Raw genomic sequence first — 17,653 nt, 5'->3', positions numbered from 1 at the left:
AAGTGGCACTCATCACCGCGAATCGTTGGTCTTTCTGGCTGCGAGAATCCTTGGCTTCCGAGTCGTCCCAGGACATCCAGCAAGTGCGAGGAGACACAGAGGCCGACGTCTGCATCGTCGGCGGCGGATACACCGGCCTGTGGACGGCTCTGCGCCTGATGGAAAAGGCTCCCACCATGCGTATCGCTCTCGTGGAGGCGGACGTGTGTGGAGCAGGGGCGTCGGGCCGTAACGGCGGCCTTGCCCTGTCGTGGTGGCCCAAGCTCGAGACGCTGGCGGAACGGGTCGGCGACGACGAGGCCGTACGCCTGGCACGGGCGTCAGAGGAAGCCATTGCGGAGATCGGAGCATTCTGCGAGAGGGAGGGTATCGATGCGCACTACCGGCAGAGCGGCTGGTTCTGGGTCGCGACATCGCCCGCGCAGATGAACGCCTGGTCGAGTACTGTGCGAGCGTGCGAGTCGCGAGGCGTCGTCCCATTCGTGCCCGTCGATCGGGAGGAGTTGACGTTTCGAACCGGGTCGCCTGCCGCACTCGGCGGTGTATTCGAGCGCTCGGCGGCGACGGTACAGCCCGCATTGCTGGTCCGGGGACTCCGCAAGGTGGCGATCCGCAGAGGAGTGGAGATATTCGAACGATCACCGATGATCCGGCTTGACCGTGATCGAGGTGTCGTTCACTGCCCTGACGGCAGCGTTCGCGCGCCTGTGGTCATCCTGGCGACCAATGCCTGGTTGTCCGGGGTCCCGGAACTCCGTCGCGCGGTCCTTCCGCTGTCGAGCGACGTCATCGCGACGGAGCCCATTCCAGAGCTGGCCGACGGGTCCTTGTGGACGGGAGGGGAGTGCGTTTCCAACTCCCGTCTCATGGTCGACTACTACCGGACCACGCGCGACGGCAGAGTGGTCTTCGGTCGAGGAGGTGGCACGCTCGCATTCGCCAGCCGCATGGGCACCGCGTTCGATCGCAACACGCCACGCCAGGCTGAAGTGCAGGCCGCGCTCGGCCGGCTCGTGCCCTTCGCAAGCAGGGCACGGGTGAGCGCGATGTGGAGCGGCGCCGTAGACCGGAGTACGGATGGGCTCCCGTTCTTCGGCACGCTGCCCGGCAGGGCCACCGTCGTCTACGCTGCCGGATTCTCCGGGAACGGTGTTGCGCCTTCGCTGCTTGCCGGGCGAATCTTGGCGTCGATGGTACTCGGGAGCCAGGACGAATTGTCGCGGTGCGGTCTCGCCGCGGGTGTACCTGGACGTTTTCCCCTTGAGCCGGCCCGCTACTTCGGCGGGCTCGTGGTGAGGGAGGCGGTCCGGCGGAAGGAGACCCGGGAGGACGATGGTCTGCGCGTCGGTCTCTTCACTCGGCGGATGGCGGCTCTGGCGCCGTCGGGGTTCTTCAAGATCGGCAAGGAAGACGGCTGATCCCCGTCTCGACTCCCTGTCGATCCCCCTCTCGGGGCGGCAATTCTCATCCGTCACTGGTAGATATGGGTCTGCTTGGTGCCCGGGCGATGGCCGAGCAGAGGATCGAGGAGTGAGCCGTGGCTGTTTCCGACGGCGAACGTGGGCCAAGAAGGCTCGGTACGGGCGAATTCGTTGCCCGGATCGGAAAATGGCACACAAGTTCGAAGGAGCTACACGCGGCGTTGGCCGACGCCATCCGCTCGGCGATCGAATGTGGCGACCTTCGGGCGAACTGCATCCTGCCGCCGCAGCGTGACCTGGCTCGTACCCTGGCGGTGAGCCGTAGCACCATCGTTGCCGCCTTCGAAACCCTCCGCAGAGAAGGATTGCTGCAGACCCGGCAGGGGAGTGCCACCTGGGTGTGTGACACGAGAGCGGCGACCGGCCAGACCTGGTTGGGTGTCCTCGGCATGATGCCCGTGTTCCAGCATCCGGAAGGCACCGGCGAGGCGGTCATCAACCTCGCTGCCGCTGGCGTGGGGATCGACACGTCGCTGTGGGAAGGCCGGTTACCGCGGGTTCTAGAAGCCGCTGTTCGTTGTGAGGCGGCGCACGGATACTTCCCCGCGGGACTGCCGGACCTGCGGATCGCTCTCGCCGGCCATCTCACCGCTCGGGGTCTCGCCACCGAGCCCGAGCAGATCCTCGTCACCGGCGGGGCACAGCAGGCCATCCATCTTGTGGCGGCGGCGTGGCTCCAGTCCGGCGACGTGGTACTGGTCGAGCAGCCCGTGTACGCCGGGGCGCTGGAAGTCTTCCGCGCCGTGGGGGCACGGGTCATAGGGATCCCGCCCGACGGCTCGGGACCATGCGCCGACGCTCTCTCCGCGCTGGCCGAAAGGCACCGCGCCAAGCTGCTGTTTCTCGCCCCGACGTGTAGTAACCCCACAGGACATACACTCTCCGCGGCTCGGCGTCAAGAGATCGTCCGAGCGGCTCGCAAATGCGGGCTGTTGATCGTAGAGGATGCTGCGCAGCAGGATCTGGCCTTTGGATCGGTGGAAGAGGGATACCTTGCGGGGCAGTGTTCCGAGCATGAGGTGATCGTGATCGGCTCATTGAGCAAGCTGTTCTGGGGCGGGCTGCGCGTCGGCTGGGTGCGCGGTGAGGTATCAGCGATGCGAAACCTCAGCAGGCTCAAGTCGGCGAACGACCTTGGAACTTCGGTGATCGGTCAGTTTCTCTCGCTCGAGCTGCTGGCCCGGCATCATGAGGCCCGGGTACGGCGTCACGCTCAGTTATCCGCGTTGCGTGACCTGGCCGTCGAGCTCATCACAAGCCTGATCCCAGAGTGGCAGCCGAGTCCCTGTTCCGGCGGCCTGGCACTGTGGGTTCGCCTCCCCGGAGCCGATGCCGTGGACTTCGCGCAGATGGCGTTACGCCACGGTGTGACTGTGATCGCCGGTCCGATGTTCGACGTCGGCGAAGACGCGTTCCGTGATCACATCCGTGTGTCGTTCGCGACGGAACCAGCGAAGTTGCGAACAGGGATCGAGCGACTGGCGACGGCGTGGGGATCCTACAGGCGGTGGTGAGTGAATCGCTCGTGGAGAATCGCGGCCGACGATCTGACGCTTCGCTCACATGAACCGTACGAGGCCGACGCTCGAGTGCAGGAGGTTAAGAATTCCGGAGACTAGCCGCACCACGGCAGGTAGGCGGGCTGGTGGGCGACCAGCACTTCGTGGCGGAGCGCGAGGGGGGACATCAGTACGCCAGCCGGTAGGGGATGAACCGCTCAGCGAGTGCGGCACCGGTGGCGGAGTCGATCGCGTGGATGGCCGGGATGCTCCGCGGGTGCGTGCCCTCGCGCAGCTGGGAGGCGTGGGCGGCCAGCGCCGCCTCCTTGGCCGGGCAGTGCGCTGTGGTGTCGACATACACCGTCGGAGCGGCCGCCGCCGCGTTCCAGACGACCTCCTCAGGGCCCATGTAGCCCAGGACAAACCGCGGTGTCGGCTTGGCTTCCCCGCCTGCGCGGGCGGCGGCGAAGCACGCGGCATGCACCGCCTGGTGGTCCTGGTGGAAGCCGCCCGCTGCGGGGATCAGCAGCAGCGCGGGCCGTGCCGCCGCCAGCGACAGCTCTGTCCCGGACGCGATCAGTGACGAGCTCACGCTGATGCGCGGCGGGGGAGTGGGCGTGGTCGATCGTCGGCCCAGGCGAGCAGCCGCCCGGCCACGCCGAGGGCGTCGCAGGCGGCGTTGAACTCCTTGCCGTGCAGGTCGGGGTCGCTGTAGCCAGCCCACATGGGGCCGGTGCGGCAGCAGACCGCCAGGACGTGGACGGTGACGCCGCAGTTGGCGAGCCGGTGGATGGTGCCACCGGCGCCGAGGGTTTCATCGTCGAGGTGGGGGGGCGACAACCAGGGCGACGTCGCCGGGGAGGAGGCCGAACACTACGGGCCCTGTCCGGGGAGGGGCCGTGGATCTATGCGGAGGCGGGTGGGGTGACTGCGGCGAGGAACGCCCGTGCGGACGAGGCCGGCGTGTGCCTGGCCACCTGGGCGTCCGCCTGGACGGAAGCGGCGTGGTAGGCGTCGGCGTCAAAGAGCAGGTTGAGCGTCGCCTTCCACAACTGACTGGCGGGCAGGCCGGGGGCGACCATGCGGCCTGCCGACCGGGCGAGAACGGGCACGTGCCCAAAGTCGTAGCCGACCACCGGCGTTCCAGCCGATACGGTTTCGGCGGCGGCGTTGCACCACGTTTCCGGGCTCGTTGTCGAGATGATTGTCGCGGCGGCGCCGGCGAAGAACGCCGGAACCTGCTGCCAGGGCAGCGCGGGTAGCAGCCGCACCTCGCCGGGGGAGGCCAGCGCCGCCGCGCGACGGCAGGCGGTGATGACCTCTTCCTGCATGCCGGGCCAGTACTCGAATCCGGCGGCGGCCAGCACGATCTCCACAGGCCGCCCGAGGCGGTCGGGGATCGCCTCGATGAGTTCGGCGATGCCTTTGTGGGGTTCGGCGCGGGCGACGATCCGGATCGGCCCGCGCTGGCACAGCTTTTCGCGTCGGGCGGGGCTGGGCGGCACCACGGCGGTGAGGAGCGCGTTGGGGACCGCCGCCCAGGAGCGGGTGTCGAATCCGGCGTCGCTGGCCTGGCTGATGAGGAAGTCGCTGTTGGTCATCACCACGTCCGGCCGGTGGGCGAGCGCCCGGGAGAACAGGAGGTCGGTGCGCAGCACGGCCAGTTTCAGCACGGTCCGTACGCCTGCCGGGGCGGGAGAGAGATAGCCGAGCCCCCACGAGGTGTCGGCCCAGCACACCACGTCGGCCTCGTGTTCGGTGAGCAGGTTGCGGACTTCGCGGCACACCGGCCCGGGGTTGGCCAGGGCCTCCATGAGGTCCTCCTCGACCGCCACGTTCGGGACGTGGAGGACGCCAGTCCGACCAGTCCCCCCCCCGGTCGCCCGTTCGGCGGTGGTGAGCACGGTGACGCGGTGGCCGAGCTGGCGAAGACCCTAGATCAGGGCGGCGGTGCTGCGTTCCAGCCGACGTCCCGCCGCCCCAACATATGGAATTCGAAGACGAGGAAAGGGTGCCGCCCGCGTGGAGCGGCCCTCGGAAAGACGTGCTCGGCGCCCTGATGCCCATCGAGCGGGTGTTGTTCCGCAGTGAGGGTCTGGTTTTGGTGCTCACTGGGCTCGTTTCATCCTGAAATCCCACTGTTTGCCCGCGCGCCGCTCACGGCTCAACTACAACAGAATGTGGGCCAGTTGCTCGGGTTCCTCGGCCTCGCCGATCGCATCGACGATCAGGACGGCTCCGTGACCGAAGTAGCCGCGGTGGTGGCCCGCCAGTGGGAGCTGCGGGATGCCGTCGTTCGACAGAGCCCATGGCCCGTCTGCTCGCGGGCCTGCGCTGTGACGGCCACTTCGCCGCACTGCTGGCGAGCGCCCGTGAGGCGTGGTGAGCGCCTTCCCGGCCGTGTTCTGGACGGTATCGAGGCCGAGGCGGTCGGATCTCCGGCTGATATGGCGAAGCGTCAGGTTGCCGTCCTACCCTCGGTGGGGGCGAACGCGACGCACGGTCGAGTCGTGAGGTATCCCGGGGCGGGAAGACGAGGGGAGCGCTTCATGTCGAGGGCGGCATTTCGGTTTCCTGCACTGCAGTCGCACGATCCGGACAGTCTCGGGGACTTCCGGCTGGTGGCGCGGGCGGTATGGGGCAGGTGTTCCTAGCCCTTTCCCCCGGCGGACAGCCGGCGGCTGTGAAGGTGATCCGTGACGAGTTCGCCAGGGACACGGAGTTCGGGCAACGGTTCGCGCGCGAGGTGGGCGCCGCGCAGAAGGTGCGCGGCGCCCACCTCGCCCCGCTGCTGCACGCTGACCCCCAAGCCGAGCGGCCGTGGCTGGCCACGACGTACGTGGCCGGGCCGTCCCTGCGGGACCTGGTGGTTGAGCACGGGCCGCTGCCGAGCGGTCAGGTAATACTGCTGGCCTGGGGCGTCGCCCACGCCCTCGCCGACATCCACGCCGCGAAGGTGGTGCACCGGGACCTCAAGCCCGGGAACATCATCCTGGACGAGAGCGGTCCGAAGGTCATCGACTTCGGCATCGTCAAATCCCTGACGCAGTCAGTGACCTACAACAGCCACTCCACCCGGATCGGCACCCCGCTGTACATGTCGCCCGAGCAGGCCGTGGGCCGCGCCGTGGGCGCGGCCTCCGACGTCTTCGCCCTCGGCTCCACCCTGTACTTCCTCGCCACCGGCCGCGAGGCGTTCGCGGCGGAGAACGAGTGGGCCGTTGCCCACCGCGTCGTCGCTGACACCCCGGACGTCTCCGTCCTCGCCCCGCCGTTACGCCAGCTGGTCACCGCCTGCCTGCACAAGGACCCTGATCAGCGCGCGACACCGTTACGTGTGCGGAGGTGGTGCGAGGAGGAGTTGGGTGACGCGCTCGGCCCGGGCGCCTGGATGGGCATCACCGGTGCCCGGGCGGCAATCCAGGAGCGCACCACCGCTTTGCGAGCCCTCACCGCCCCTGACACGGAAGCGGTCGGCACCGTCTCCGGGGATCAACCCGATTCCTCCGGTGTCACAGCAGACAACGAAGGCGGCAAAACACCGAAGACGACCGGGCCCGCCACGGTGCGCGGCGTGATCGCCACACATGTGACAGAGATCGTCCTGGCAGCGGGAGCGCTCGTTTGGGCGAGCTCCCTGCCGATCATGTCGGAGACCTGGAAGGAGAATTCCTCCGGCACCCAAGTGGTGCGTGTGACCGAGGCCTTCAACTGGCACCACCCATGGGAACCAATTCCCACCGGCATTCCTGGAGTGGAAACAGCCTGGCAGTTAATACCGGTCGGGATCATTGGTACAGCAGCCGCGCTTGTCCTAGCAGTCCTCTTCTTGCTGAGGCTTGCCAAGGACCATGACCTCAAGATGTGCGGCCTGGCGGCGGGCGTGATCTGTGGCATCTGGATCGTCCCCGTCACGGCCATCAGCGCTGCTGTGCTCGCTATGACATTCGGTCTGGAGTTCACGGATGGCCCGGAATATACGGTTCGCGCCATGTACCTGGCTGGGGGATGGGTGCTACTCCTGGCAAACGGCCTGATGGTCGATGCGCTCCGGCGCACACAGGGATACCTCGTGACGCGGGCGTCGGGCAGCGCCTCAGGGCCGAAGCCTGTTCACATCGTGAGCCCGAACCACTGAAGGTCATGGGCGGCGGTAGTGCTGGATGGTCTCGACGACGTTGGTCCAGCCGATGGCGCTGATCAGGCCGATCGCCGGGTTGCGGAAGGCGGCCATGGCGCGGGGTGTGGTTCCGGTGCTCACGTGTGAGGCGTCTTCGGCGTAGATGACGTCGCGGACGTGGTGCAGAGCTTCGACCTGCCAGTGCCCGCGCATGAGGTCGCCGGTCCGGGCAGGGGTGATGCGTCCGGGTTCGAGGCTGGTGACGGCAACCGCCCCGATCTTCACGGCGGACATGCCGGGGTTGGCCATCAGCGCGGCCCATACGGCGTCCGTCGGGCCGTTGACCGCCCGGGCGGTGTCCAGATTCGGCGTGACACCATCGGGACTACGCTGATTTGGGATCAGACCGCGTGTGGACGAGCCGCATACTGAAGCGCCCCGGCAAGATCCGCACCACCACCGGCCGATTCCGCGATGACCGCGGTGATCGATTCGGTCACGTTGAAGTTGAGAACCAGTATCCGGATCGGGCTCTGTGCCTTTTCGCATGGGCGAGTTCGTGATGCCTCATCGGGCCGGATCCCCTTCAGAGCACGAAGCCAGGACGGAACGCACGTGTCCGATGCTGCGCAGGAGCTCGGCGCGGCGTCCGTCGGCGTCGGCCTGGGACGAGAGGTCCTCAAGCCTCGGGCCTCGCCCCTCGGCCGCCGAGCGTTCACACCGCACCGCGGCCCGGACCAGGCGTGCCAGCTCTCGGGGGCACACGTGTGGCTCCGAGTCGAACCAGTCGTCCAGGAAAATCTCGGTGTCGAACTGTCCGCGGTGCTGCTCGAAGACAAGGTGCGTCACGGGCGAGTCGTGGACGAGGCTGCGAAGGATCGCGGTCCAGTCGAGCACACCGTCACCGCAGGGCCGTAGTTTGCGGCGAAGACCCGCGCCGGCGAAGAACAGCGCGACGTCCTCCAGATGGCTCTGATGGACGTGCGGCGCGAGGCGTCGTGTCACATCGCCCGGGTCCTCGGCGCGTACGACAAGGTTCGCGACGTCGAGGCTCACCCCGAAGACATCGGGCCCAGCGGTCTCGACAAGCTGGAGCACCTCGGTCGAAGCGAGGTCCTCGTGCGTCTTCACGTTGAGCCGGAGACCGTGTTCCATGAGCACCGGGCGAAGGGCGGCCAACGTTTTCCCGATCTCCCCGAGTTGCTCGCGATGGGAGGGGGACGTGCTCCGCCGATTCGTCATGGTGTAGGCGTAGAACTGGTCGCAGCCCAAGGCGACGGCCGCGTCGACCATCCGGGTGAGCTCGGCGAGGCGATCGGCGAGATCACCGTGCGGGCCCAGGCATCCGACTCCGACCTCGACGAAGAGGCCCTGGTGGTCGGCGGCCTGGCGGGCGTCGCGCAACTCGGCCCGGTCCAGCGACGGGCTGACCGCGCGCGGGGTGGGGAACATCACGCCGTCGAGGCCCAGCTCGCGGACCAGGTCCAGGGCCGCAGGCCAGTCGCCTTCCTCGATTCCCTGCGTCGGTCCACACATCACGCCGAGGCTCTTGGCGATGCTCCGGCGTGCGGCTCGGCCGGGGATCGCAGCGGGCTCCTCTCGAAGGGAGGCGATACGCGGGGGAATCTTCATATGACTTGGTTACCAGACGTCTGATGCTTCTGGATAGGGGGTCGATGGACTTACCTAAAAGGATTGAAACCGCCCATCACGCCGCTTCCAGCACTGCCCGGCCGGCGAGGGCGCCCACGACCACAGGGAGGACGGGGAAGTATGTGCCAACGTGAACCGCGTCTCCGCTATGCAGGCGGCGATCGACGAGATCCGCACCAAGATCCGTGAAAGGGACTGGGTTCCCGGCGACCCCGCCGACCTCGTCATCCTTTCGGGAGAAACCGTGACCAGTGCCGTGATGGACAGGCCGTACGACCGCATTGTCGTCCACCACGGCAGGGTCGTCGCCGAGAACGGCGTCCTCATGTGAGGACGCACACGACTCGGCATCACACCGCCTGAACCCGCCGGGACATCCGCGTGCCTAGCCGATCATCTGCTCCGGTTTGGTCTCGCCTCGGATCGGCGCCAACGCCTCCAGGTCCACGTCGATCAGGTAGGGCCCGTCGGAGGCGACCGACTTCGCGAACGCCGCTTCGAACTCAGCCACGCTGCTCACCCGGCCGGCCTGCACGCCGACCGACTGGGCGAGTCCGACGAAGTCGGGAGTGTGCAGGTCGAGGTCGTCGAACGGCGCTTCGGGGAAGGTCGAGGTCTGGATCCTTCTGAGCACTCCGTACCCACGGTCGTTGAAGACCAGGACGGTCAGGGGGATTCCGCGCTGTGCCGCGACCACGAGTTCGCCGATGGTGAGCATGATCCCGCCATCACCGTGGATCACCACCGACCGTTCCGCTCTGGCCAGGGTGGCGCCGATGGACAGCGGCAGGCCGGGGCCGATGGCGGTCGAGACCGGGTGCATGGTCGTGCGCGGCTCCAGCGCGGGGAGCAGTCGGTCACCCCAGTTGTACGCGGGAACGGTGACGTCGCACACCACCGCGCCGCTCTCGGGAAGTAGCTCGCGGATGATCCGCACCAGGGCTTGGTGGTCGGGTCCGATCACCTCCCGGGACTGCGTACGTCCGGCCTCGGCGGCGGCCGTCAGGCGGGTGTTCCACCCCGTCTCCGCCTGGGTGCCGGTCACCCGATCGCGCAGGGCACGCAGGGTGGTCGCGGCGTCGCCGGCGAGGGCGACCGACACCGGGTAGCTGCGTCCGAAGGCGGTGGGCTCCACATCGATCTGGATCAGGGTCGGCGGCAACGCGAGCTGCCAGGAGCACGTGTCGGTCATCCGGAACCGCGTCCCGACCGCGAGCACGAGGTCGGACCGCTCCAGGCCCTCGCGCAGCGGCGCCTGGCCCATGAACACCCCGAGCGACAGCGGGTGGTTCTCGGGGAGGGCGCCACGCCCCTGGCGCGTGGTCACGACCGGGATGTCGAGCGCCTCGGCGAGGGCACGCAGTTGCGCCCATGCCTCGCCGCGGACCACCCCGCCACCGGCCCAGATCACGGGCCGCCGGGCGGACGCCAGAAGCTCGGCCGCGCGCGCGATCCGGTCCTCCGGTGGAGAAAGCGGGGGCACGGGCACCGGGGGCGCCACGATCTCCTCGGTGGGAGCGTACTGGAGGTTGATCGGGATCTCGACGGCGGTGGGGCCCGGCCGGCCGCTGAGGGCTTCGACCCCGGCATTGACCACCGTGGCGCCCAGAGTGGCGACCCGGCTCACCGACCACGCCTCTTTGGTCACGCTACGCAGCATCGGGAGCTGCCGCTCGGCCTCATGCAGGTATCCCCGCCCCTGACCGTAGAAGCGGGTCTCCACCTGGCCGGTGAGTATGAGCACGGGGGAGGACGCGGAGTACGCCTCGAACAGCCCGCCCACCGAGTTCGCCGCTCCCGGGCCGGTCGAGGTGATACCCACGCCGAGTCTGCCGGAGGCCCGGGCGTATCCGTCCGCAGCGTGGACCACCGACTGCTCGTGCCGCATGTTGACCACGTCGATCCCGCCATGGCGTCGGATGGCCTCCAGGATCGGCAGGTTGTGCACGCTGGCGACCACGAACACCCGGTCGACGTCCAGCGCCCGCAGGGCGTCGTAGATCGCGTCTGCGCCGTTGCGTGGGGTCATCGTTCTATCGCTCCGCTCGGTCTTCGCGTTCTGTCTGTGCTTGCTCGTCATCCCGCGGCCGGCCCGCGGTACTCGATCGCCTTGAACTCGGTGAACTCGAGAATCCCGTGGACGCCGCCTTCGCGGCCGTACCCGGACTGCTTCCATCCCCCGAAGGGGGCCTGCGAGTTCCATGGGGCGCCGTTGATGTGCACCACACCGGCCCGTACGCGCCGGGCGGCGTCAAGGACCGCTTCGGGGTCGTCGCCCCAGATTCCGGCCGCGAGCCCGTAGACCGTCCCGTTGGCCATCTCGACCGCTTCCTCAAGCGTCCGGTAGGAGCTGATCACCAGTACCGGGCCGAAGATCTCCTCCTGGACCAGCCGGTGCGTCTGGTCCTCAATGTGGAAGGCGCTGGGTGGCACGAAGTACCCCTGGCCGGGAAGTGACTCGCGGGGATACTGGAACACCGTCGTCGTCTCGCCGTCCGCGGCGCAGGCCAGGAACTCCTCCACCGTCCGCCGCTGACCGGCGTTGGCGACCGGCCCCAGATCCGCCGTGGGGTCTTGCGCGGGCCCGACCTTGTATCCGGCCATCGCGCTCGCCACTGCGCGTTTGGCTTCCTCCAGCATCGGCTCGAAAACCAGCAGCCGGGTCAGGGCGGTGCAGGTCTGCCCGGAGTTGCCCATCACCGAGGCGACCGCGGCGGACGCGGCCGCCGTCACGTCCGCCTCGGGGAGCACCAGCATCGGCGACTTGCCGCCGAGCTCCAGCGAGACCCGCTTCACCGAGCCGGCGGCCAGCGCGGCCACGCGCTTGCCGGCCCGGGTCGACCCGGTCAGCGAGACCATGTCGACCAGGTGGTGTCCGACCAGGCGCTCGCCGACGTCGGCGGCCCCTGTGACCAGGTTGAAGGCGCCCGCGGGAAGTCCGATCCCGTCGATGATCTCGGCCAGGATAAGGGCGTCGAGGGGGGTGACCTCACTCGCTTTGAGTACGACGGCACAGCCCGCTGCGAGCGCGGGGGCGACCTTGTTCATGGCCTGGCTCAGCGGGAAGTTCCATGGCGTGATGGCGGCCACCACCCCGATCGGCTCATGCCGCAGGATCGAGTCCCCGTCCTGGCTCGTGAACGCGAGCCCCGCCAGCGCGTCCCGGGTCGCCACCACGATGCCGCGAGCGATGTCCACCTGGACGGCTTCGGAGCGACCGCGGGGCATGCCCATCGAATCGGAGATCGCGATCGCGAGTTCCCGCCGGCGCTCCTCAATCCCGGAGGCCAGCCGGTCGAGCAGCGTGAGCCGCTCCTCGACGGTCAGGCGATTCATCGCCGGCAACGCTTTGTGCGCCTGCTCCACCGCCAGGTCGACCTGGTCCGGCGTGCTCGCCCAAACCTCCCGCACCACCTGCTCGGTGCTCGGGTCGATCACGGTGATCCGCGAGCCGGTCTCGTCGCTCTCCAGCCATCGCCCACCCACATAGGTGCCCGGCAACGGGTTCATCGGTGGTTCACTCCTCTGTCTCCCCGCCATCGAGATCGGCAAGCTCGTCGAGCAGCTTGGGGATCCGGACCGCGAGCAGCTTGCTCAGTTCGCCTTTGATCACTTGGTCTTCTGTGGCCCGGTCGTGGTGTAGCCGGGTCTGCATCGACTCCAGGATCTGTTCGGCGGTGAGACCGGTGGCGCTGATCAGGAGCACGTGGCCGAAGCGTGCCTCGTATGCCTCGTTTCCCTCCGCCAGCCGAGCGAGCGTCTCCTGGTCGCGGCGAACCTGGGCGACCTCCGCCCGTGACCAGCGGGCCTCCCGATCATCGCCGCGCACCCCGCTGCCGATCCGGGAGAGACCTTCGTGGGCGGCGCGCACCTCATCGCTGGTCAGCGCCCGCACCCGCTCCTGGGCGTAGGCCACCAGCGACTCACGGTCCGGGAACGGGCGTGCCCCGGACACCGCGTCCGCCCAGGAGGCCACTGGCAGGTGGCAGGATCGGTAGAGCAGGTCGGCCAGACGGTGGGTCGGCATCGCGTTGAACCGGGTCATCCCTGGGGCCGGTGTTCCTGCGCCTGTGCTGGTCACTTCTGCTCCTCGATCTCGGCGAGGGCCGCCCGCAGATGGGTCGCGCTCGCGCTGATGTAGTGCAGGGCCGCCGCCTCGTCGAAGTCCTGCTCGAAGTACTGGCGCCACCCCGGGATTCCCTCGTTCCGGCAGCGGCGCTCGTACTCCATGACCATCCGCATGTACGCCGTGAGCTCTTCGACGGTCAGGTCGGGGTGAGCCTCCAGGAACCCGTCACCGTACAAGTCGACGACCATCTGGATACGGGGCGCAGGACGGTCGGCGGCGGCCTGTTCGTTCTCGATGGTGAGGTTCACCGTGGGGTTGGCGTCCCTGATCACCCGCAGCAGCCGGGTGAAGTCGATGACGCCCTCGCCGCACGGCCGCATCTGGTAGGTGAGTTCGCCGTCCACATGGGTGAGGCCGGCATCCTTGATGTGCGTCTGCCGGACGTACGGCGCCACCCGCTCCGCGGCCATGATCGGATGTTCGATCCGCTGCAGCACGTTCGCGGTGTCGAAGACGATGCCCATCACGTCAGGCCCGACCGCCTCCACCATCCGGATCGCCTCGAACGAGGTGATGTCCTCATGGGTCTCCACGTTCATGTGGATTCCGAGATCTCGGGCGATCGGTGCGAGCCGGTGGAGGAAACGAGTAGTGGCCTCCAGCTGATCGGCCCAGTCCACATCGGTGCGGAAACGGTCGTAGGTCCAGCGGCCGCGGTAGTCCAGCTTGAAGCTTGCGGTGCCGATCCAGAGCTCGCGACAGTCGATCGCGGCGCAGGCCTCCATCATCCTGCGAAAACCCAGAAGCACGTCTCCGTCGCCGACCGACCGGAGCTCGGGGGTTTCCGGCGAGGCGTAGGGGTTCACCTTGCCGAGGCCGGTTTCCAGGTACAGGCCCAGTTCGTCGGCGCGGCGGCGGATTCCGGCGAGATCGTGCGGGTTCAGGCTCGGACTCATGTCCAGGACGGTCCGGAAGAACGCACCCTCCATCCCCAGCTCCGCCGCCTTCTCGAGGCTGCCGATGGGGCCGAGCGACTGGCTTCCGGGAAGCTTGCGTCCATCTACACCGATCTTCATCGAATCAACTGCACTCTCTCGTGGAACAGGACATGTCGGACAAGCTGACACCGGGTCAGCGTCGGACTGGCGTGGGCACTGGGACGGCCTCCAGCAATGCCCGGGTGTACTCGTGCTGGGGATCTCCGAAGATCTGCTCGCGCGGTCCCTCTTCGACGATGGTTCCTCGAGACATCACCATCACCCGTGGGCAGAGGTACCGCACCACGGCCAGGTCATGAGCCACGAAGAACAGGGAGATGCCCAACTGCTCCCGCATGTCCGCGAGCAGGTTGAGGATCTGCGCCTGGATCGACACGTCTAGCGCTGAGACCGCTTCGTCGCAGACGAGCACTCGGGGGGACACCGCCAAAGCCCGGGCGATGGCGATCCGCTGGCACTGGCCGCCGGAGAAGGAAGAGGGCAGGCGCTCCATCTGATCGGGGTCGAGACCGACCAGGCTGAGCACCTCGGCCACGCGTTCGGTGCGGCCGGACCGATCGCCGGCCAGTCCGTGGATCACCAAGCCCTCTTCGACCAGTTGGCGCACCGTCATCCGCGGGTTGAGGCTGGACACCGGGTCCTGGAACACCAGCTGGACGTCTTTGCTGAACCCGCGGCGGGTGCTACGACTGGCTGACGAACGCTCGACTCCCTCGTAGAGGACGTCACCGCTGTCTGGCCGCTCCAGACCGACCACGATCTTGATCAGGGTTGTCTTGCCTGAGCCGGACTCACCGACCAGGCCGAGCGACTCACCTGCCTCCAGGGCGAACGAGACGTCCCGAAGCACCGGGATACCGGAGGAACGGCCACGACCGCCATAGGACTTGTTGACATTGCGCACTTCAAGCAGGGACATAGCGTTTCCTCAGATCCGGCCGACCACATCGCAGGCGACCTCTCCGCCTTTCGCGAGCCGGCGCAGACTGGGCACCTGACGCGAGCATTCCGGCGCGGCAAGCTCACATCGCGGGTGGAAGGCACAACCGTTCGGCCGGCCGGCCGGGTGGGGCGGAGCTCCGGGAATCGTCTTGGGACGGGTGACCGGGCGATCCAGTCGGAGCACCGTGGCGAGAAGGGCCTGCGTGTAGGGATGGGCGGGCTGCTCGAACAGCTCCCAGCATCGACGGTCCTCGACCTTGCGCCCGGCGTACATCACCGCGACCCGATCCACGAAGTTCGCGACAAGCCCAAGATCGTGGGTTATCAGGAGCACCGCGAGACTACGGTCGCGCGCGATCCGGTCCAGCAACTGCAGCACCTGCCGCTGGACCCGTACGTCCAGCGCCGTGGTCGGCTCGTCGGCGATCAACAGGTCGGGCTCGCCGATCAAGGCGATGGCGATGGCGACCCGTTGGCGCATCCCGCCGGAGAACTCGTGGGGATAGGCACGCAGGCGCTGGGCCGCGTTGGGGACACCGATCTCCTCGAGTATCGCGACCGCACGCCGGACGGCCTCGGACTTGCCTACACCTTCGTCCCGTAGTGACTCCGTCAGTTGGTCGCCGATGGTCATCAACGGGTTCAGCGCGCGCATCGGGTCCTGGAAGACCATGCCGATCCGGCGGCCGCGGAGCCGAGTCATCGCCCGCTCGGGGAGAGATCCCAGATCGAGGCCGTCGAACTCGATGCTGCCGGAGGTCACCGTCTGAGGGGCGAGCCGCATGATCGCCCGTGCGGTGATGGACTTGCCGGAGCCGGACTCACCGACCAGAGCCACCCGCTCGGCCGGGGCGATGTCGAGCGAGAAGCCGTCGACCAGCCGCACCGACCCGGCCTTGCCTGGGACATCGATGCAGACGTCGCGCATCCGCAGCAGGGGGCCGTCGCTTCGGATCATCACGTCACCTCGCCTTCAACGCCGGATTGAGTCGGACCTGGAGTACCTCGCCGAGGAGTCCGAACGCGGTAGCCGAGAAGGCGATCGCCGCGCCAGGAGCCAGGGCGACCCACCAGGCGGTCGAGACATAGCTGCGGGCCTCCGCGACCATGGCACCCCACTCTGAACTCGGCGGTTGGGCGCCGACGCCGATGAACGACAGTCCAGCCAGGATCAGCACGGTGAAGCCGATGTCGGCCGCCCATTTGACGATCAGGACGTCCATCGAGTTGGGCAGGACATGCCGGAACGTCACGCGCCACCGGGAAGCACCGAGTACCCGAGCGCCGGAAATGTAGGGCTGCGTCATCGCCTCGCGCATGATGCCGCGCAGCAGACGCGCGGTCATCGGCCAGCCGACCAGCACCATGGCGATGATGGCGCTGCGCAGACTGGGGCCGAGGGCCGTCGCGAAGCCCAGCGCGACCACCATCCCCGGCAGTGACAGGGTCATGTCGGTGAGCCGCATGAGGAACTCGTCGGCCCACCGGCCACCCAGCGTCGCGAAGGTGGCGACCAAGGTGCCGATGGTGCCGTAGCAGGCCACCACGAGCGCGGCTGAGAGCAGCGTCGGCCGGGCGCCTATGATCAGGCGCCAGAGCACGTCGCGCCCCTGCTCGTCCGTGCCCAGCCAATGCTCGGCGCTGGGTGGCTGCATCGCGTTCAGCAGGTTGGACCGGTTCACCCCATCTGGGGCGAAGATGGGACCGAAGATCACCATCAGGATCAGGAACCCGACCGCACCGATCACGATCGCGGTGAACAGGCGCTGACCTCCCGCGGTTCGCTTGCCGCGGCGGCGAACCCGTGTGCGGGCACCGCGCAATGTCGTGGAACTCAACTGCCTATCCATTCGACTGGACGGCCCGGATCCGGGGATCCCTGGCTACTTGAATGACGTCGATGACGAGGTTGGCGACGATCACAGTGGCGCCGAAGAAGAGCACCGAGCCCAGTACCGCGTTGACGTCATGCTGGGCGACCGCGCGCTGAAGGTAGGAGCCGAGCCCGGACAGGCCGAACACGGACTCGACCAGGATGGCACTCGCCATGAGCAGCCCTATCTCAACACCGACCAGGGTGAGGGCAGGACTCAGCGCGTTGGGGAGAGCGTGCCGGGTCGTGACGCCACGGGCGCTCAGACCCTTGGCTCGGGCGACGGCGATATGCTCGCGGGCCAGCACACCTAGCATCTCAACGCGGAGCACCCGGAACAGCTGCGCGGTCACCGGGATGGCGAGCACGCAGGCCGGCAGCACCAGGTGATTCAGGGCATCCATAAAGACTGGCAGGCTGCCGGTCAGCGCCGAGTCGACCAAGGTCATCCCGGTACGGAGTGGAACGATCACGCCCGTTGTCAGCTCACCCGAGATCGGCAGTATCCGCAGGTTGCTACCGAGCCAGTACTGGAGCATCAGACCGACCCAGAAGACCGGGAGGCCACTCGCCAGCAGCACCAGGGCCCGGCTGACGACGTCCATCGGGCCTTGCGCGCGCAGCGCCGCGAACGCCGCCGCCGTAAAGGCCACGATGATGCTGATCAGTAGGGCGAGCAGCACCAACTGAATGGTTCCTGGAAACACCTTGCTGATGTCGGACAACACCGGCCGATGCGTCGCCGTGGAGCTTCCCAAGTCCAGGTGCAGCAGCCGGCCCAGGTACCGCAGGTACTGCACGGCCAGGGTGGAGTTCAGTCCGAGCCGCTCACGGACCGCCTCGATCTGTTCTGGGGGGGCACCCTCCCCGGCGACGATCTGCGCCTCGTCGCCGGGGACGGCCTTGATCATGAAGAACACGATTGTCACGAGGCCCCAGAGCGTCAGCAGGGTCGTGCCCAGCTTGCCGGCCATTCTCGTTGCCAGCCGTCGAGCTCGCGTCATCGTCATACTCTTTG

General features: G+C 67.9%; 17 protein-coding genes. 4 read left to right on the top strand and 13 right to left on the bottom strand.

All coding sequences use genetic code 11. The features are described 5' to 3' along the window. Window positions 1–2 precede the first annotated feature (2 nt). Both AWQ71_RS37820 and AWQ71_RS37815 read left to right on the top strand, forming a co-directional pair. Window positions 3–1,418: an FAD-dependent oxidoreductase gene (locus AWQ71_RS37820; protein WP_218002141.1), complete on the top strand. Its 1,416-nt coding sequence runs from the start codon at window positions 3–5 to the stop codon at window positions 1,416–1,418. Window positions 1,419–1,537: 119 nt separating this feature from the next. Next, the gene (locus tag AWQ71_RS37815; RefSeq protein ID WP_067143626.1) at window positions 1,538–2,995 is read left to right on the top strand and encodes an aminotransferase-like domain-containing protein; all 1,458 of its coding nucleotides are present in this window, start codon (window positions 1,538–1,540) and stop codon (window positions 2,993–2,995) included. A gap of 172 nt (window positions 2,996–3,167) precedes the next feature. Here AWQ71_RS37815 and AWQ71_RS43535 read toward each other — a convergent pair whose 3' ends face one another. The 3 genes from AWQ71_RS43535 to AWQ71_RS37805 form a co-directional block, all read right to left on the bottom strand. After that, complete coding sequence (locus AWQ71_RS43535; protein ID WP_218002140.1) at window positions 3,168–3,572, bottom strand: hypothetical protein; 405 nt, start codon at window positions 3,570–3,572, stop codon at window positions 3,168–3,170. Next, on the bottom strand, window positions 3,569–3,820 hold the full coding sequence (locus AWQ71_RS43530) for a PIG-L deacetylase family protein (protein WP_218002139.1): 252 nt from the start codon (window positions 3,818–3,820) through the stop codon (window positions 3,569–3,571). Before AWQ71_RS43530 ends, AWQ71_RS43535 begins: the two co-directional genes overlap by 4 nt. 65 nt (window positions 3,821–3,885) lie before the next feature. After that, window positions 3,886–4,815, bottom strand: a complete 930-nt coding sequence (locus AWQ71_RS37805) for a glycosyltransferase (protein ID WP_218002138.1) — start codon at window positions 4,813–4,815, stop codon at window positions 3,886–3,888. A gap of 800 nt (window positions 4,816–5,615) precedes the next feature. Between AWQ71_RS37805 and AWQ71_RS37800 the strand changes: the two genes are divergently transcribed. Then, a complete protein-coding gene (locus tag AWQ71_RS37800) occupies window positions 5,616–7,118 on the top strand; it encodes a serine/threonine protein kinase (RefSeq protein WP_067143623.1) in 1,503 nt (500 codons plus the stop codon). Between the two features lie 3 nt (window positions 7,119–7,121). Here AWQ71_RS37800 and AWQ71_RS37795 read toward each other — a convergent pair whose 3' ends face one another. Together AWQ71_RS37795 and AWQ71_RS37790 are read right to left on the bottom strand one after the other, a co-directional pair. Then, the gene (locus AWQ71_RS37795) at window positions 7,122–7,409 is read right to left on the bottom strand and encodes a hypothetical protein (protein ID WP_067143620.1); all 288 of its coding nucleotides are present in this window, start codon (window positions 7,407–7,409) and stop codon (window positions 7,122–7,124) included. A 258-nt stretch (window positions 7,410–7,667) separates the two neighbouring features. Next, complete coding sequence (locus AWQ71_RS37790; RefSeq protein ID WP_067143617.1) at window positions 7,668–8,636, bottom strand: sugar phosphate isomerase/epimerase family protein; 969 nt, start codon at window positions 8,634–8,636, stop codon at window positions 7,668–7,670. Window positions 8,637–8,883: 247 nt separating this feature from the next. On the opposite strand from AWQ71_RS37790, the gene AWQ71_RS37785 reads away from it, so the two are divergent. Next, entirely contained in the window at window positions 8,884–9,084 is a 201-nt protein-coding gene (locus tag AWQ71_RS37785; protein ID WP_157570823.1) for a hypothetical protein, read from the top strand. 54 nt (window positions 9,085–9,138) lie between these two features. On the opposite strand, the gene AWQ71_RS37780 is transcribed toward AWQ71_RS37785, so the two are convergent. The 8 genes from AWQ71_RS37780 to AWQ71_RS37745 all read right to left on the bottom strand — a co-directional run bounded on the left by AWQ71_RS37780 (window position 9,139) and on the right by AWQ71_RS37745 (window position 17,609). Next, entirely contained in the window at window positions 9,139–10,782 is a 1,644-nt protein-coding gene (locus tag AWQ71_RS37780; RefSeq protein ID WP_067143611.1) for a thiamine pyrophosphate-binding protein, read from the bottom strand. Window positions 10,783–10,829: 47 nt separating this feature from the next. Beyond that, a complete protein-coding gene (locus tag AWQ71_RS37775; RefSeq protein ID WP_067143608.1) occupies window positions 10,830–12,263 on the bottom strand; it encodes an aldehyde dehydrogenase family protein in 1,434 nt (477 codons plus the stop codon). Between the two features lie 7 nt (window positions 12,264–12,270). Continuing rightward, complete coding sequence (locus tag AWQ71_RS37770) at window positions 12,271–12,834, bottom strand: 2-oxo-4-hydroxy-4-carboxy-5-ureidoimidazoline decarboxylase (RefSeq protein WP_157570822.1); 564 nt, start codon at window positions 12,832–12,834, stop codon at window positions 12,271–12,273. Continuing rightward, complete coding sequence (locus AWQ71_RS37765; RefSeq protein WP_067143602.1) at window positions 12,831–13,898, bottom strand: sugar phosphate isomerase/epimerase family protein; 1,068 nt, start codon at window positions 13,896–13,898, stop codon at window positions 12,831–12,833. The genes AWQ71_RS37770 and AWQ71_RS37765 overlap by 4 nt, the downstream gene beginning before the upstream one ends. A gap of 55 nt (window positions 13,899–13,953) precedes the next feature. Beyond that, a complete protein-coding gene (locus AWQ71_RS37760) occupies window positions 13,954–14,739 on the bottom strand; it encodes an ABC transporter ATP-binding protein (protein ID WP_067143599.1) in 786 nt (261 codons plus the stop codon). 9 nt (window positions 14,740–14,748) lie between these two features. After that, the gene (locus tag AWQ71_RS37755; RefSeq protein WP_218002137.1) at window positions 14,749–15,648 is read right to left on the bottom strand and encodes an ABC transporter ATP-binding protein; all 900 of its coding nucleotides are present in this window, start codon (window positions 15,646–15,648) and stop codon (window positions 14,749–14,751) included. A gap of 76 nt (window positions 15,649–15,724) precedes the next feature. Next, window positions 15,725–16,600 (bottom strand): ABC transporter permease, encoded by an 876-nt coding sequence (locus tag AWQ71_RS37750; RefSeq protein WP_218002136.1) that lies wholly within the window; start codon window positions 16,598–16,600, stop codon window positions 15,725–15,727. A gap of 4 nt (window positions 16,601–16,604) precedes the next feature. Beyond that, complete coding sequence (locus tag AWQ71_RS37745; protein WP_067143593.1) at window positions 16,605–17,609, bottom strand: ABC transporter permease; 1,005 nt, start codon at window positions 17,607–17,609, stop codon at window positions 16,605–16,607. Window positions 17,610–17,653 lie beyond the last annotated feature (44 nt).

Origin of the sequence: Microtetraspora malaysiensis (assembly GCF_001528665.1) — a bacterium.
In the GTDB taxonomy this organism is placed as follows: domain Bacteria; phylum Actinomycetota; class Actinomycetes; order Streptosporangiales; family Streptosporangiaceae; genus Microtetraspora_A; species Microtetraspora_A malaysiensis.
The sequence above is the reverse complement of the archived record's forward strand: the minus strand, read 5'-3'. Positions and strand labels throughout refer to the sequence as shown.

Excerpts from the sequence above, each read along its gene's own strand:
- AWQ71_RS37775 (WP_067143608.1), bottom strand. The coding sequence starts at position 12,263 with ATGAACCCGTTGCCGGGCACCTATGTGGGTGGGCGATGGCTGGAGAGC.
- AWQ71_RS37765 (WP_067143602.1), bottom strand. The coding sequence starts at position 13,898 with ATGAAGATCGGTGTAGATGGACGCAAGCTTCCCGGAAGCCAGTCGCTC.
- AWQ71_RS37780 (WP_067143611.1), bottom strand. The coding sequence starts at position 10,782 with ATGACCCCACGCAACGGCGCAGACGCGATCTACGACGCCCTGCGGGCG.
- AWQ71_RS37800 (WP_067143623.1), top strand. The coding sequence starts at position 5,616 with ATGGGGCAGGTGTTCCTAGCCCTTTCCCCCGGCGGACAGCCGGCGGCT.
- AWQ71_RS37760 (WP_067143599.1), bottom strand. The coding sequence starts at position 14,739 with ATGTCCCTGCTTGAAGTGCGCAATGTCAACAAGTCCTATGGCGGTCGT.
- AWQ71_RS37795 (WP_067143620.1), bottom strand. The coding sequence starts at position 7,409 with ATGGCCAACCCCGGCATGTCCGCCGTGAAGATCGGGGCGGTTGCCGTC.
- AWQ71_RS37745 (WP_067143593.1), bottom strand. The coding sequence starts at position 17,609 with ATGGCCGGCAAGCTGGGCACGACCCTGCTGACGCTCTGGGGCCTCGTG.
- AWQ71_RS37790 (WP_067143617.1), bottom strand. The coding sequence starts at position 8,636 with ATGTGTGGACCGACGCAGGGAATCGAGGAAGGCGACTGGCCTGCGGCC.